General features: G+C 28.7%; 12 protein-coding genes. 5 read left to right on the forward strand and 7 right to left on the reverse strand.

Annotation, left to right across the window (positions count from 1 at the left end):
• Positions 1–10: 10 nt before the first annotated feature.
• From ACZ5RS_RS12875 to ACZ5RS_RS12900, 6 genes are all read right to left on the reverse strand, one after another.
• A complete protein-coding gene (locus ACZ5RS_RS12875) occupies positions 11–970 on the reverse strand; it encodes an ABC transporter permease (protein WP_464636095.1) in 960 nt (319 codons plus the stop codon).
• Complete coding sequence (locus ACZ5RS_RS12880) at positions 970–2475, reverse strand: sugar ABC transporter ATP-binding protein (RefSeq protein WP_464636097.1); 1506 nt, start codon at positions 2473–2475, stop codon at positions 970–972. The genes ACZ5RS_RS12875 and ACZ5RS_RS12880 overlap by 1 nt, the downstream gene beginning before the upstream one ends.
• Positions 2475–3470: an ABC transporter permease gene (locus tag ACZ5RS_RS12885; protein WP_464636099.1), complete on the reverse strand. Its 996-nt coding sequence runs from the start codon at positions 3468–3470 to the stop codon at positions 2475–2477. Before ACZ5RS_RS12885 ends, ACZ5RS_RS12880 begins: the two co-directional genes overlap by 1 nt.
• Before the next feature lie 74 nt (positions 3471–3544).
• Positions 3545–4690, reverse strand: coding sequence for a sugar ABC transporter substrate-binding protein (locus ACZ5RS_RS12890; protein WP_464636101.1), 1146 nt, complete (start codon positions 4688–4690; stop codon positions 3545–3547).
• A 489-nt stretch (positions 4691–5179) separates the two neighbouring features.
• Complete coding sequence (locus ACZ5RS_RS12895; protein ID WP_464636103.1) at positions 5180–6049, reverse strand: helix-turn-helix domain-containing protein; 870 nt, start codon at positions 6047–6049, stop codon at positions 5180–5182.
• Positions 6036–6953 (reverse strand): helix-turn-helix domain-containing protein, encoded by a 918-nt coding sequence (locus tag ACZ5RS_RS12900; RefSeq protein ID WP_464636105.1) that lies wholly within the window; start codon positions 6951–6953, stop codon positions 6036–6038. Before ACZ5RS_RS12900 ends, ACZ5RS_RS12895 begins: the two co-directional genes overlap by 14 nt.
• 150 nt (positions 6954–7103) lie before the next feature.
• Here ACZ5RS_RS12900 and ACZ5RS_RS12905 point away from each other — a divergent pair, with 150 nt between their 5' ends.
• The 4 genes from ACZ5RS_RS12905 to ACZ5RS_RS12920 all read left to right on the forward strand — a co-directional run bounded on the left by ACZ5RS_RS12905 (position 7104) and on the right by ACZ5RS_RS12920 (position 12311).
• Positions 7104–9251, forward strand: coding sequence for an FAD-dependent oxidoreductase (locus ACZ5RS_RS12905; RefSeq protein ID WP_464636107.1), 2148 nt, complete (start codon positions 7104–7106; stop codon positions 9249–9251).
• Between the two features lie 4 nt (positions 9252–9255).
• Entirely contained in the window at positions 9256–10539 is a 1284-nt protein-coding gene (locus ACZ5RS_RS12910) for an ABC transporter substrate-binding protein (protein ID WP_464636109.1), read from the forward strand.
• Between the two features lie 64 nt (positions 10540–10603).
• Positions 10604–11482, forward strand: a complete 879-nt coding sequence (locus ACZ5RS_RS12915; protein ID WP_464636111.1) for a carbohydrate ABC transporter permease — start codon at positions 10604–10606, stop codon at positions 11480–11482.
• A gap of 1 nt (position 11483) precedes the next feature.
• Positions 11484–12311 (forward strand): carbohydrate ABC transporter permease, encoded by an 828-nt coding sequence (locus ACZ5RS_RS12920; protein ID WP_464636112.1) that lies wholly within the window; start codon positions 11484–11486, stop codon positions 12309–12311.
• 141 nt (positions 12312–12452) lie between these two features.
• On the opposite strand, the gene ACZ5RS_RS12925 is transcribed toward ACZ5RS_RS12920, so the two are convergent.
• The gene (locus ACZ5RS_RS12925) at positions 12453–13613 is read right to left on the reverse strand and encodes an AAA family ATPase (RefSeq protein WP_464636113.1); all 1161 of its coding nucleotides are present in this window, start codon (positions 13611–13613) and stop codon (positions 12453–12455) included.
• A 441-nt stretch (positions 13614–14054) separates the two neighbouring features.
• Between ACZ5RS_RS12925 and ACZ5RS_RS12930 the strand changes: the two genes are divergently transcribed.
• Entirely contained in the window at positions 14055–14891 is an 837-nt protein-coding gene (locus tag ACZ5RS_RS12930; protein ID WP_464636115.1) for a substrate-binding domain-containing protein, read from the forward strand.
• The last annotated feature ends 4 nt before the right edge of the window (positions 14892–14895 follow it).

The raw sequence follows: 14895 nt of genomic DNA on the forward strand, positions 1-14895 counted from the left end.
AAATCTCCTTCTAATTTGATTCATCTTTTGTGTTCATTTCTACTTCGTTAAATTTAAATTCGATGTAGAGGTTAAGAAATACAACTAGTATTAATATGATTCCCTGTATTAACTCAGAGAACTCTGCGCTAACACGAGCTAGTGTTAATCCATTTTGTAATAGAACCAACATAAAGGAACCACTTATTACCTTATAGAATTTACTTTCCGATCCACCTGCTATTGGTATTCCTCCAACAAACATCGCTGTCATTACTTGTAATTCAAAAAAGTTACCAATAGTTGGAGAGACTCCTCCAATTTTTACAACTGATAAAATACCAACAACACCAGCCATAGCTCCTGATAACATAAAAGCTAATATTTTATATTTCTTAACATTAATACCACTGAAACGACCTACTTCTTCATTTTCACCAATACATCTACTAAAGAACCCTATTTTGGTATAACTAAATAAATACCACATAAAAACTAAAAGAATTATTATAAAGGGAAGCTTAATAGAAAGTGCATTCATTTTGATAATATCGTAATCAAGAAGTAATGCTTGACCGTTTGTTATATACGATACTACCGCTCTAAGCGCTATTAACATCGCTAAAGTAATCATTAAAGAATTAACTTTAAAATATGCTAATAAAACACCCATGAAGAAACCAAAGAAAATACCAACACCTATAGATACTACAATAAAACCTACAACTCCATACTGAAGAGATGCCATTCCACCTAAAGTACCAGCAACTGCTAATAAAGATCCCATCGACATATCAGTAGAACCTTGAGATGCAACAAATACCATACCGGATGCACCAATTGCTAAAGGAATTGTGTTATTTATAATATTGATTAAATTTCTTCTTGCCCAAATTTTTTCACCACAAATGATTGTGAATAATATCATTACTACAGCTAAACCAATAAAAGGAAATAGCCTTTGAATTTTTTTCCATGTTTGTAAACTCATTATACCATCACCTCTATTATTGATTCTTCTGATAATTCAGGTCCTCTCTCTATGGTCTTTACGATTTCCCCATCTTTTACAATTTTTAAGGTATCGCACATACCAATTACTTCAGGTAGTTCATCAGTTATTAAAACCATTGATACTCCATCTCGCTTTGCAGCTAACATAGTTTGATAGATATAGCTTTTTACACCGATATCAACACCACGAGTAGGACAATCAAGAATTAAAATCTCTTTATTTTGAATTATCCATCTAGATAAATTTACTTTTTGTCTATTACCACCACTAAGTCCAGCTAATTGTTGATTAGGACCGTTGGTTTTAATTGAAAAACTTTCAATTGCTTTTTTAGAAATTTCTACCCTTTCTTTTGGAGATAAAAAGCCTAATTTTTTCTTAGTCATTTCAACCCCAGCAAGCCCAATATTATTTAAGATAGAATCATGAACCATAAGAGCTTGTTTATCTCTATCTTTAGGTACATATCCCATAGATAATTTCATAGCTTGTTGTGGAGATTTTATAACTGTATTATTTTTTTGAGGTAATCTAACACAGCCTTTACTTACACTTCTAACACCAAATATTGCTTCAGCTAATTCATGAATACCTGAATCAGATAAACCAGTAAAACCTAAGATTTCACCTTTATGTAATTCAAAAGAGATATTCTTAAATTTATTAGAAGTTAAATTAACACCTTCAAAAACTACTTCTTCATCATAGCTAGCAACATCATCAGTTCTATAATAACCACCTTCAATTGCACGACCTACCATAAGTTTTTTAATTTCATCAGGAGTTGTTTTTTCACTTTCTCTCTCAGCTACAATTTCTCCATCTCTCATAATGGTAATCCCATCTGTTATAGCAACCATCTCTTCAATGTCGTGTGTAACTAGGAGTATTGCCTTACCTTGTTTCTTTAAAGAGATAATAATATCTATAAGTTTTTTTCTATAATTTAGGGATAAAGCTTGTGTTATTTCATCAAGTATTAATAGATCAGGATCAATTGAGAGAGCCCTTACTAATTCAACTATCTTTTTCTCTTCAACAGATAAATTTTCTGTTAAAGTACGAGAGTGAATATCTGAAAAACCCCAATGACTAAATAACTGATCTGCTTCATTAAATAATGCTTTAGTATCTAATAATCCATGTTTTTTAAACTTATCAGTTTTTCCCATAAATAGGTTCATACCAACAGGAAGTCCATCAACTAAACCTAATTCTTGAACAACAGTTCCTATCTTATTGTCTCTTGCACATAATGGGCTTTGAGGATTATAAGCTTTTCCACTTAAATACATTTGACCACTATCACTTGATTGGATGCCTGAAATAATAGAGATAAGAGTTGATTTACCAGAACCATTTTCTCCAATTAAACCTCTAATATGACCGCCATTAAGTTTTATATGAACATTTTCATTTGCATGAGTAACACCAAAATATTTTTTAATATTTCGAGCCTCAAAAATACAATTTTCACTCATTACTTTACGACTCCTTTTTCATCACGTGCAGATAACATACCGCAAACGATAACTACAGCACCCATAACAACTTTTTGCCAAGTACCAGATGGAACTCCAATAATTGTTAAAGCGTTAAAAAGAGATGTAATAATGAAAGAACCTAATAAGGCTGCTAATGTTAGATTTATTAACTTTGATAAAGCTTGAGCTAATAAAAAGCCAGCTAAAGGTGTAAAGATTAATGCAATACTATTTAAACCTGTACTTGGAACAACACGTCCTGCATAAGATTCAGTAATTGCAGCGCTCATTCCAATAAATAAAGCACCAATAAGACCTGCAAATAGGATAGTTTTTTCTATATCAATACCCATCATGGAAGCAACTTCTCTGTTACTACCAACAGCTCTTAATTTAAATCCTATATTTGTCTTATTGAAGATAATATAAGCTATAAATACACCGATTAATAAAATTATGATATTTACTGGCTGGTTCCCAAGACTTCTATACTGATTAGCTAAAGCAACTACTTGTTTACCTTGGTCTATTTGAGAGACGTTGTACATAGCCCCTATTGATTCATATACCATTGCCATACCTAAACCAAAAATCCAAGATGGTATTTTTGTAACTAGAACCATCTTTAAATTAAATAATTCTAATAAAGCAACAACAAGGCAGGCCCCAATTATTAATCCAAAATATCCTAATCCTAAATGAACAGCTAAAATCCCACCAGCATTACAACCTAAAATTAATATTGCTCCGAGGGATAAATCTATTAAACCCATTGTAAATATAAAACAGAACCCTAAAACCATAAATGCATTAGGTACTGTATTTGATAATACCATCCATAAATTATGTGGTACTAAAAATCTCCCTCTTGTCATAATGCCTAAAACTACATAAACACCAATTATTACCAAAAAAGCAGCTAATCTTTGTTTAAATAATATTTGATCATGTTGATGATTAAGAGATTTATCTTTTTTCTGAGTGATACTCATATCCTACTATCCTATTTGTATAACTTTGCAGTTTAAAATTTCTTCTAAACTGCAATTTAATTTGAAAGAATTACTTATTGTGCGTTTGCACTATCTAATTGAGCTTTTGAAATACGACCATCAGCAACCATTGCTTCTAATCTCTTTTCAATTGTGTAATCATCTAATAAAGCTTGTAAATCTTTAGCAGTTACATCATCTCCAACCATTGATTGAATTTCAGCATCTGAATAAGGGGAACTTTCAATCCATTGTGAATTATATAAATCAATATATTTATTAGGTAATACCATTACAGGTACTGTTAAGATTGCTGCACTACCATTAGATCCAACAATTTTATTTCCTTTAATAGCATTTACTAATAAAGCAGTTGTATAATCTATGTTAATCCAGTGAGCACCATTAGCTGCTGAGATTTTTCCATCTTTTAATCCTGTTAAGATATCTGGATCTAAGTCTGTAGCATATAATTTAGCACTTACATTTGAATGTTTTTCCATTGATTCTAAGGTTGCTGCTGCATAGTCCCCATTTGTACCGTAAATACAATCTACATCTGGATGTGCTGTTAATAAGTCATCAGACATTTGTAGTGCATCAGCTCTAGACATATTACCATAACCTTCAGCAACAACTTCTCCTCCTGCTGCTTCAAAAGCTGAGATAAAGCCATTTGTACGATTAAGGTGTGTATTATCTGTTGTTAAACCTGTTACGATGAAAGCTTTCTTTAAGCCACTTTCTGCAGCATAATCACCCATATTACTACCAGTATTAAAATCTGAAGTTGCTGCAACACCTGCAAAATATTCATAATCTTTAAATCTTGATAATGCTTCATCGGAAGGCATGTGATCATAGAAAGCAAAATAAACACCGGCTGCTTCACACTTTTGAGCAATTACTGGGAATACTGTATCTGATAAACCTAAAATTAAAATACCATCAACACCTGCTGCAATCATATTATCTACATTAGTAATACAATTTTCAATTTTACCTTCATCATTTACTACCATTGGTTCAACGCCTAATGCCTCACATGTAGTAACAAAGTTCTTTTCTAGAATATCTAATGAATAAATACCTTTTAAGAAGTTATTACATCCAATAACTATCTTATCATCTGAAGTATTTTGCTTCTCATCTGATCCATTAGCAAATACTGAAGAAACAGTAAGAGCTACCATAAGTAATGCAACTAAAATTTTTTTCATTACGTATATCTCCTTTTAATAAATCTATTTTATAAAATCATTTTATAAAATTGCTTTAACTAATTATAACCCGGCTTTAAAAGTTGTCAACAATTTTTTTTATCGAGTAAAATCACGAGATAAAATTACAACATTTTTACAGTTTAATTACTTATTATATAAAGAATTAAAATTTACAGAAAACAAAAAGGATTCACTTTAAATCTTAAATTTAAATAAAAAAAATAGAATTTATTTTTATAATAAAAAATATTAGATTTTTAATTTAATAAAAAATTTTTCCTAAAAACAATTAGAAAAAATAGTGTGATTTTTATTAATTAAACACATTAAATAATGAATAAATAAAATAACTTTATAGAAATAATTTTTAGGCGTCAATTAACAAAATTATAGTACTTTATCTTTTTGTGAGTTACAAAAAAAAGATGAAAAGAAATATTTCTTCTCACCCTATTATAAAATTAATAATTTAAAACATAAAACTAATTAATAGTATTTTTCATTTATATAATATTTTCTATAATCTTCTGGAGAGATATTTAATTTCTCCTTAAATAGATTCTCAAAGTACTTATATCCTTTAAATCCTAACATACTAGAAATATCAACAGGACTCTTCTTAGTTTCTAAAAGGAGTTTTTCACCTTGTTCAATTCTTAAGGTGTTTATACAATCTCTTAAGTTTTTCATACCCATTTGCTTTATAAGTTGAGTTAACTGATCTCTTGTTATATAAAGATCTTTAATTATATCTTCAGCTAAAATCTTATTTGATATGTTTAATAAAATATAATTCTTAAATTTATCTTCTAGGTTTAATTTATTTTCAGTTTGCTTATTTGGCTTAGATTTTATTAAAAGTAATATATATTGAGATAACAATTCTAAACTTGGTATCAAAGTAGAACTATCAACAAAAGTTGATTTTGCAAAAATCTTATATTTTCTAAGTCCTTCTAATTTTCTATCTTCACTAAAGGTTTCTTCTAAAGCTTTTTTAGATTTTTCAGGATAAAGATTAAAATGAGAAATATTTATTGAGCCATATACCTTTTCTTCATCTTTTATTGGGATAATTAATTCACAAATACCTGCATGACAAACATGAAAAAAGTAATCCTTTTTCTTACATTCATTTATCAAAAGTTTATTATTATTTAAACATTTAGAAAAACCCACTTCTGTTTCTTTAACAAACATACAATAAGGATTTGTATGAGCTAAATAAGCTCTTAGAGCAAATTCCATATCCTCATTTTCATAAACGAAGCCCTTATAATCTTTTATTGTTATCATTAAATTATATGTCTTTTTTAAGAATTCTATATAATCTACTACTTTCTTATAATCCTTCATTTATAACCTTCTTTAAATATTTCTTTCTAAAACCACCTGGTGTTACTCCACAAATTTTTGTAAAAGTTCTACTAAAATATGAAACATCAGAGAAACCTAATTCATAAGCAATTTTTACCAAAGTATCATCAGTTCTTAATAAATAATTCTTGGAATGCTCTATTTTCATTTTATTCATATAGTTAATTATATTTTCACCAACAATTTTCTTAAAATGATGAGATAAATAAGATGGACTATAATTACAATAATCAGCTATTGCCTCTAAGGTAATTTTTTCATTTATATGCAATTTAATATATTCAATTGCATCATTTATCATATTATCATAGCCTCGTTTATCTTCTTCAGTATCAAGAGTTGCACTATTATGCTTATTTTGTAATAAAGTTATCATATTCGATATAACTTCTAATGAAGCTTTTATTATTTCAACCTCTTTCTCATCTGGTATTTGAGCTGTATTATTCCAAAGTTTCTCTAATACACTTAAAGAAAGGTTTTTATATCTATCATTTACTCTAATATAATTATTTTTTTCAGGTAAAAGTCCTGGATTATAACAACCAAATAAAATTGCACCAATTATGTGATTATTTTGTATTATGGGTACAACTATCTCCCACATACCTGCATGACAAATTCCACTAAAAGTACAACCTAATTCATGAGTTTTTTTTATTATAAACGGAATTTGTGACTGACAATGCATCATAGCTTCAGAATCAGATTTTATATATTTACAATAAGGTTTATCATGAATCATAAAAGGTGCTAATGCAGTATGAAAATCGATATTTTGGGACACAAAACCAGAAAAATCCTTAATGCATATCGTTGCATCATAATGTTTAGCTAGTTTATCCAAATAATTATATATTTTTTCATACCTGTTTTCTTTCATAAAATTTATTATATCTTAAAACCTTCTATAGTCAATAAAAAATTTACAAAGTTTTTTGTACTATTTTGCTATTAAGTTGAGCAATTTATTTCATAATCTGAGCATAATAGTGCATTGTGTTATGGCTTTTTCACCCTTATATTAATATCCATGATTAAAGAAAATTTACAATTTGAAGTTACAATTATTGGCGGTGGAGTCGCTGGGGTTAATGCTGCAATTGCAGCTGCAAGAAATGGTGCAAAAACCTTATTAATTAACTCTTCCCCTGTACTTGGAGGAAATAGTTCTAGTGAAATAAGAGTCTGGACTAGAGGTTCCTCTGGTGGTGGTAATATCTTCTCTGAAGAAATGGGTATCCTTGGAGAATTAAAATTACGCAACCAATACATAAATCAAAAACTATCCCCTATTATTTGGGATGAAGTTTTACTTGAAGCTGTTAAAAATGAGAAAAATATTACTCTTTTATTAAATACCTTAGTTATATCAGCTGCTTATGAAGATAATAGTATTAAGAGTATCGAAGCCTTCTCAGTTCGAGGAGAGACTCACTATTTCATTAATAGTAATATTTTCGTTGATGCCTCAGGAGATGGAATAATAGCTAGTGCAACTGATATTGATTTTGTAATAGGTAAAGAAAGCCAAGATGAATATAATGAAGAATATGCTCCCATTAAGCCTTCTTTATGTACTCAAGGTAGTTCAATTTTATTCTTTACTGAAGAAAAAGATGAAAAAGTTGAGTTTATAGCTCCATCTTTTGCTTATTCAATTGAAGTAATTGATAGTTTAATTAATAACGATGGCAGAATTGTAAATGAAAAAACTAATGGCTTAGATTTTTGGTGGGTTGAATACGGTGGAGATGTTGATATGTTCACCCAAGCAAATGAAGTTGCTTTTGAATTAAAAAAGATTGCTTATGGTATTTTTAATTATATAAAGAACAGTGGTCTCTACGATGCAGATAATTTAGATCTAGTTTGGATTGGAAACATCCCAGGAAAGAGAGAAAGTAGAAGATTTAAAACTGATACTATCTTAACCTATAATGATATTAAAAATAAAAAAGTATTTGATGATGTAGCTTTTTATGGTGGTTGGTTTTTAGATTTCCATCCTGAAGGTGGTATATATTCAACTGAGCAAAGTTGTATTCAAATTCCAGTTGGAATATATCCAATCCCTCTCTCTTCATTATATTCTAGCAAAGTTAAAAACTTATTACTTTGTGGCAGAATAATTGGTACTACCCACTCTTCTTTTGCTAGCACAAGAATCATGGATACTTGTGCTCTAAGCGGACAAGCAGCAGGAACTGCTGCAGCATATTTATCAAATAATAATAAGATTACTAGTGATTTAAATAAGGATTATCAAAAAGTACAAGAACAACTTGAAGATATGTTACTTATTAATAAAGAACCTAAGATAGTTGATAAGGATATAACAATAAATGTTAATTCAACTATAAGTAAAGTTCCAGGTAAAGAAATAGGATCTTTAAAAGGTGGAGATAAAGAAATCTTTTTAACAGTTGATTATAGAGTTGTTGAAAATAGTAAGATTATTATTGATGCTCTTGAAGACACAACAATTTCTGTTAAAAAGAGAGAAGATATTTTACCTCATAGATTTGATATAGCATATAGTGATGAAAAAGAGATTTATTTAAATAAAGGGAGAAACAGTTTCTCTCTATCAGATTATAAAAGTAATAAACCTTGTTTTATAACCTTAAAATTTAAGACAAATGAAAAAGTTAGTTTTCCAACTCTAGATGAAAATCTACCAGGTTTCTTATTAGGTTATATTAAAAACCCTAAATACTATAATCCTTATATAGTATTAGATGATTTTAGTTATTTATCAAAAGATAATTTATTAGGTGGATATAATAGACCATACAACGGCTATAATGCTTGGACTAGTGATTCAATAGATTGTGAAATAAAACTTAATTCTAAAAATAAATTTAATTTATTAAAGATTTATTTTGATCCAAGTCTTGAAAGAGAATTAGTTAGTTCTCGGCAATTAAAAGTAAATGAAAGTCATATGATAGATGAAGTATTTGGTGTTGCTAAATCTTTAGTTAAAGACTTTAATATTATTCCTTATAGTAATAATCAAGAATTAGAAACTATAGAAATCAGAAATAATTATCAACGTTTAGTTAAAATTAATTTTAGTGAAGAGATTGATTCTTTAATCATTAAGTTTATAAATACTTGGGGTGAAAAAAGAATCAGAATATTCAATATAGAAATAGAAAACAAAAAAAGGAGATAATAATATGAAAAAAACATTGATCATATTATCAATATTGGCACTTGCATGTACAAGTATCTTTGCAAGTGGTAATAATGAAGTCAAAACTCAAGAAGGTATGACTTGGAGTAACTGGAGCGGAAGCGAAGAAGCTTCTAAAGAAATTTTTAAATGGATGATTGATTCTTTTAATGAAGACCAACCTGTTGAAAATCATGTAACTCAAATTAACTGGCCTTGGGGAGATACTGAATCTCAACTAGCTCTAAGAGCTCAAGGTAGTGAACAATATGATATTGCACAAATAGACATTAGAATGCTTCCAGCATTAGCTCAAGCTGGCGTTTTAGCTGATTTATCAACAATCTTTGATGCAAATTATTTTAGTGATAATTTTGCTGCAGGTTCAATTTCTGTTGGTAATTACAATGGTACACAATATGGTATTCCATGGACAGTAGCACCAATGGGTATGATTACTAATACTAAAATTCTAAAAGAAAGTGGTGTTGATTTTGATATTGTAACTATTGCAGATTTTGAAAAAGCAATGGAAATGGTAAAAAACAATCACCCAAATAATACAGATAATGATCCAAGTAATGATATTCTCCCTTTTGCAGCAATGACAAAAGATGGCGGAACTTGTGCTCCTGACTTTATGGTTTGGTTATGGACTTTTGGTGCTAGTGTTTTTGATAGTAATGGAAATTGTGTTTTAGATAGTAATGAAGCAATTGAAACTATAAAATGGTTTAAATCTCTTTCTGATAAAGGATATATCCAAGGTGCAATGGGCAGAGGTGATGCAAGAACTTTATTTAAAGAAGGTAGAGTTGCTTTCTATAATGATGCTCTCTTAGCAAAAGGTTCAATAACAAATGAAGCATTTGGAGATATTGAAGATTATGCTAAACCTCAAGTTAATCCTGTATTAGCAAAAGGAGATACTCCTAAAGCTAGTGGTTGGGGACACTTATTAGTAATTATAGATAGATCACCTAAAAAAGCTGAAGCAAAAGAATTTATTGAACATTTAATTAGTGAAGATGTTGCATTAAAGTACTTTGATGAAATTGGTATGCTACCATCAAAGAAGAGTGTTTTAAATTCTAGCGACGTTAAAAATGACTATTGGGCAAGTTCTTGGACACCAATTCTTGATGGTGGAAGACTAGCAGAAACAGCAGGTCCAAACTATTCTGCTTATAACTCTATTATTGTTGAAAACCTACAAGCTGTATTATCAGGCTCAAAAACAGCTGAAGTTGCAGCCAAAGATATGGTTTCAAGAATAGAAAATATTTAATATATAATTGTTGAGTTATCCATTTCTTGAAAAACAGAAATGGATAATCTCAAATGGAGCAAATATGAAAACGAATTCTAAAAATAGTACATTAATGGCTTGGATATTAATACTTCCAGCATTAATAATTTTTTTACTAATGATTTTATATCCTTTTATAAATTCTATTTTTACTAGTTTTACTAATAAAAATTTAATATTCCCAAGAAATGATTTCATAGGATTTGAAAATTATAGAAAATTATTTACGGATCCTAACACTATTCCATTAATTTGGACTACAATTAAATTTGTTTTCTTTTCTACTTTATGTCCTTTCACTCTAGGATTAATTTGGGCTATTTTAATGAATGAAAAGTTCAAAGGTTCTGAATTCATGAGAGGTCTAACCTTAGTAAACTGGATTATTCCAGGTATAGCTATTGGGTTTTTATGGAACTGGATTTTTAATGGAGACTATGGAATATTAAATGCTCTATTAAATAAAATTGGTATAATAGATTCTAATGTTATCTGGCTTGCAGGAAAAAGGACCTCCATGTTAGCTGTAGTTACAGCTAGAACCTGGCAGATGTTCCCCTGGTATATGGCCTTTATAATGGGAGGACTTCAAGGAGTCTCAACAGAACTTTGTGAAGCTGCTAGAATTGATGGATCAAATAACCTTCAAACCTTTAGAAATGTAATTATCCCATCTATTAAACCTGTTTTACTACTTATCTTAATCTTAGGTACAATTTCCAATTTACAACATTTTGATTTAATCAATGTAATGACTGACGGAGGCCCTGAAAGAGCAACTTCAACTTTTGCGATTGAAGTCTACAAGAAAGCTTTCAAAGAATATAATTTAGGTAGAGCTGCTGCTCTAGGTGTAATTTGGGCAATTTTACTCGGTTCGTTTAGCTGGGTATATTTAAGAAATTTAAAGGAGGAAGATTAATATGTTTCAAAAGACTTTAGGCTTTAGAATATTTTTCTGGACTTTTATAATACTAATAGGTGTTTTTGCATTTTTCCCACAACTTTGGATGATTTCAACTTCTCTTAAACCTGCTTCTGAAATGTATAAAATTACTTTCTTTAAAAATTTTGATTTATCAAATATTAATAGGATTTTTCATAATTTAGATTTCTTAGGCTACTTAAGAAATGGAATGTTGGTTGCAATAATCTCTTGTGTGATCTCAACATTAGTTTCAGCTCTTGCAGGATATAGTTTTTCAAAATTCAGATTCAAAGGCAGAAAACAAGTAATGGCTTTAATTCTAATAAGCCAAGCTTTCCCCCAAGGTTTATTACTTGTATCTCTATATCCAATGTTACAAAACATGGGAATGATAGATAAACTTCCTTCCATAATTTTTGCTTATGTTGCCCTAACCCTTCCTATTGGAACTTGGACACTAAAAGCATATTTTGATCAAATACCAAATTCTCTTATGGAAGCTGCTTGTATTGATGGTGCTAATGATTTCACTATTATGAGCAAAATTGTTATGCCACTTGCTGTTCCTGGAATGACTACTATTGCTATTTATAGTTTTGTTTGGGCTTGGAATGATTTACTTTATGCACTTACCTTAATTTCCACAACAGCAAAAAGAACTCTTGCTAGTGGCATGATATTTACCTTTACAGGTGAAGGTGGAAATGACTGGATTGGGATGATGGCAGCCTCAGTTATAGCATCAATACCAGTTGCAATTATGTTTATCTTCTTACAAAGATTCTTTGTAGCGGGATTAACAGCCGGGGCTGTAAAAGGTTAATATCAATATTAAAAAAATTAGATTGCTAAGTTATTTTTATAATTTTTAGCAATCTAATTTTTACTAATTATGGATCGGTTCTATAAACTGACTCTTCATTTATAATATCTCTATGTTTGTTTAAAGTTTTATTTTATAAATCTATTTCATCTCTTCGCATAGCATCTTCTTAACTTTTTGTACAAGTGCATAACTAGGTGCAGTATTGCCAAAATAATTAGATAATAATATTTCGCTTTTTTTAACATCATTGCGTTTAATTTTATTTGAAAATCTTTCAATAATTATATTATGTTTCTCATCCCGAGTTGAAACGTATATGGCATCTTTTCTATCAATAGAGTCTAAAATTTCCAGATAATGAGTTGTAAAAATTAATACAGCACCTTTCTTGTTTATATCTTTATCCATAAATAAATCAATAATAAATTCTACTAATGTCTTATTTAAATGAACTTCTATTTCATCAATAACTACATATCCTCCAAATTTTAAAATACCAGATATCAAATCTAATAATAAAGTTCCTTTAATTGTTCCTGATGATAATAATCTATATTGTTCATCAAAATCTTTTATCTCATATACTTTATTATCATTTTTAAATTTAACATCAATCTTATCATTTTCCTTATAATTTATTTTATAAATACTATCATCAAATAAATTAGTAAATATTGAACTGTAATCCATACCCTTAACTAAAGCATTAATATTTGTTGAATCAATAAATGGAATAAAATTTAAGCGATTATTTTTCGTCACAATTATATGAATACTATGATTATCATTTAAAAGTCCCAACTCATTTTTATTAAGATTTTTCCTCTCAATATTTATTTGAGAATCATCCCACATATATAGATCTTTTTTTCTCTTTACTGAAGAAAAAGACTTAGAATAAATTATCTCATTCTTATAATAAAAAGTGTTAATTGTATTTAAAATTTTTTCATCAACTTTCTTTAAACCAATTATACTTTTTAATCTATACATAGTATCACTAGTTATAAAGTCAACTATTATTTCTGAATCTTCTCTTAGTAATGAGAATTCTATTTTTTCATTCTTTAATGCAGTATTATCATTAATTAGATTTGCAACGAAATCTATTAATCTTAATGCTAAAGTTTTTCCTGTAGCGTTGATGCCTGCAATAGAAACAACCTTTTGCAAACTAATTTTGTTTGAAATATTATACACTTGGTTAGTATTTACAACTTTATCAGTTGCTGCAAAATCAATAATAAAATTATCTTTAAACAATTTTATATTCCTATATTCTATCCTTAAGACTCTCATATTTACTCCAATCCTTTTTCTTTATTTTACAACTAACATTTTATATTGTAAACATATTTTTAGTTTATAATATTAAAATATTAGTATTTTTTTATAAATATAACATATTATAAACATAAAATTCGTTTATAAATTTAAATATTATTATACAATATCAGTTCTACCTTATATCATTTTATATACAATTAAAGAACATCTTGATTCTTTATTAATTTATTTACCTCTTAATTTTTTTATTATTTCTTGATATTTTTTATCTCTATGCAATAATAGGTAAAAGGGAGAGAAGAAGTTTTGGAAAAAGATCACAATATTAGAAAACATAAGAATCTTTTTATTTTTGTTTTTGTGTTTACGTTAACTTTATGTATTTTTATTACCATTTTTCTCTTTAATACTTATAAGAATTCCCAAAAGCATTACACTTTTGGAACAACTTATATGACTATGGATAATGAGTATTTTATTGCTTTAAACTCAAAATTAGAGAGCATTATTGATGCTAATGGAGATGCTTTAATTACTCGTGACCCCGCACAAAGTCAACTAAAACAAAATCAACAAATACTAGATATGCTTGATGCTGGAGTTGATTTACTTTTTATAAATCCTGTTGACTGGAGTGCTATAACTCCTGCCCTAATTGAATGTAGAAATAGAGGGGTTCCAATAATAAATGTTGATACTAATGTTTTTGCAAAACAGTTTGTTGAAACTATTATATTAAGTGACAACTATGGAGCTGGTGTTCAGATTGCTAAAGATATAATGAAGAAAAAAACTAATCCTCGTATTGTTATAATTAACCATGAAGGTATTTATTCCACTAATCAGAGAATACAAGGACTTTTTGATACTTTTGAAAAAAACAACTATAAATATGAAATTGTTTTTAGAGGATATAGTTCTTCAACTTTAAATGACTCTATGGTAGCTATGCAAAAATTCTTAGCTGAAGAAAAAGATTATAACTTTGATGTTGTTGTTGGAGGAAACGATCCAACAGCTCTTGGAATGTTAGCTGCTATACAAAAAGCTAAAATAGATAAAGATATTCTAATTTATGGTATTGATGGATCTCCTGATGCAAAAGCTATGATTGCAAATGGATATATGGAAGGAACTAGTGCTCAATTCCCTCTAAAAATGGCTGAGCAAGCTGTTGATCTTGCTTATAAAGTTTTAAACAAGGAAGAAATTGAACCCCTTATTTATGTTCCTGTTGAATTAATTACTAAAGAGAATATCGATAATTTCGATATCACAGGATGGCAGTAGATTT

This window comes from Pleomorphochaeta caudata (assembly GCF_055395745.1).

Coding starts and splice junctions, on each gene's coding strand:
- ACZ5RS_RS12925 (WP_464636113.1), bottom strand. CDS start 13,613: ATGAGAGTCTTAAGGATAGAATATAGGAATATAAAATTGTTTAAAGAT.
- ACZ5RS_RS12930 (WP_464636115.1), top strand. CDS start 14,055: ATGACTATGGATAATGAGTATTTTATTGCTTTAAACTCAAAATTAGAG.
- ACZ5RS_RS12885 (WP_464636099.1), bottom strand. CDS start 3,470: ATGAGTATCACTCAGAAAAAAGATAAATCTCTTAATCATCAACATGAT.
- ACZ5RS_RS12920 (WP_464636112.1), top strand. CDS start 11,484: ATGTTTCAAAAGACTTTAGGCTTTAGAATATTTTTCTGGACTTTTATA.
- ACZ5RS_RS12875 (WP_464636095.1), bottom strand. CDS start 970: ATGAGTTTACAAACATGGAAAAAAATTCAAAGGCTATTTCCTTTTATT.
- ACZ5RS_RS12895 (WP_464636103.1), bottom strand. CDS start 6,049: ATGAAGGATTATAAGAAAGTAGTAGATTATATAGAATTCTTAAAAAAG.
- ACZ5RS_RS12905 (WP_464636107.1), top strand. CDS start 7,104: ATGATTAAAGAAAATTTACAATTTGAAGTTACAATTATTGGCGGTGGA.
- ACZ5RS_RS12915 (WP_464636111.1), top strand. CDS start 10,604: ATGAAAACGAATTCTAAAAATAGTACATTAATGGCTTGGATATTAATA.
- ACZ5RS_RS12890 (WP_464636101.1), bottom strand. CDS start 4,690: ATGAAAAAAATTTTAGTTGCATTACTTATGGTAGCTCTTACTGTTTCT.
- ACZ5RS_RS12900 (WP_464636105.1), bottom strand. CDS start 6,953: ATGAAAGAAAACAGGTATGAAAAAATATATAATTATTTGGATAAACTA.
- ACZ5RS_RS12880 (WP_464636097.1), bottom strand. CDS start 2,475: ATGAGTGAAAATTGTATTTTTGAGGCTCGAAATATTAAAAAATATTTT.
- ACZ5RS_RS12910 (WP_464636109.1), top strand. CDS start 9,256: ATGAAAAAAACATTGATCATATTATCAATATTGGCACTTGCATGTACA.